The sequence below is a fragment of the Brevibacillus jepli genome (assembly GCF_047229145.1).
Lineage (GTDB): Bacteria > Bacillota > Bacilli > Brevibacillales > Brevibacillaceae > Brevibacillus.
Genome location: NZ_JBFEFW010000092.1, coordinates 1 through 918 on the forward strand (window position 1 = coordinate 1; position 918 = coordinate 918).

The 918-nt window shown below is 45.8% G+C and carries 2 protein-coding genes; both read right to left on the reverse strand.

Going from position 1 to position 918, the window contains the following annotated elements; translation table 11 throughout:
* Positions 1-629 (reverse strand): EAL domain-containing protein (locus AB1L17_RS31405; RefSeq protein ID WP_412848919.1); only part of this gene is annotated, 629 nt, incomplete at its 3' end.
* A gap of 16 nt (positions 630-645) precedes the next feature.
* Positions 646-918 (reverse strand): prepilin peptidase (locus AB1L17_RS31410; protein WP_412848920.1); only part of this gene is annotated, 273 nt, incomplete at its 5' end.

Genomic DNA, 918 nt, shown 5'->3' on the forward strand with positions numbered 1-918 from the left:
ATGGCTGAAGTAATCGGAACTTCCTGCTGGCTGTTTTCCACATCTTGCACAAATACTTGGTCGATTTTCAATGTGTCTACTGGAAACATGCGCAGGTAATTAAGCGAAGAGTATCCTGTACCAAAATCGTCAATCGCGATCTTTATTCCAATCCCTTTCAACCTGGCGAATGTCGAAAGGGTATGTTCTTGTCGAAGCGCAATGTTCTCCGTCAGTTCAATCTCCAAACACTCTGGGGGCAACCGAGTTTCTTGCAAAACATTCAAGATAACCGCAACAAAGTCGGCATGTTGGAAGGAATGCGGGGAAATGTTGATAGCGATTCGTATTGGCCCATAAGTATTTAGCCACCTCTTCGCCTGTCTGCAAGCAACTGTTAATACGAATCGGTCCAATTCAGCAACCAGACCATTCGATTCAGCTAGGGGAACAAAAATTCGTGGCGAAATCTCCCCCAACAATGGGTGTACCCATCGTGTGAGAGCTTCCGCTCCAATAACCTGACCTGTCCCAACGTGAACAAATGGTTGGTAAAAAATCTCAATCCCTCCCTGCTTTCCCGCTGCCAACGCTTTTCGTAATTCTTGTTCGCATATTTCTTTGGCGTGCTGGATTACCGGCAGATCCATCGACACCTCCTCCTTATTACCCCACCGAAATCGTCGGCAGAAGGATCATGAATGAAAACGTGATAAACGGTGCAAACGGTACATGAACTTGATTCATCACTTTAGAAAAAACGAGCCCCGACAAAAAAGACAATAAGATCACCCCATTTACGAGCGGGAACCCAAGTGCAAATCCCAAGAAGGTAAGGAGTTTCATATCCCCTCCCCCAATACCGTCTTGTACGAAAAATGAAAGTCCCAGCAGCATGGATAACACAAAAAGACCACCAAATACGGAATGCCCCAATTG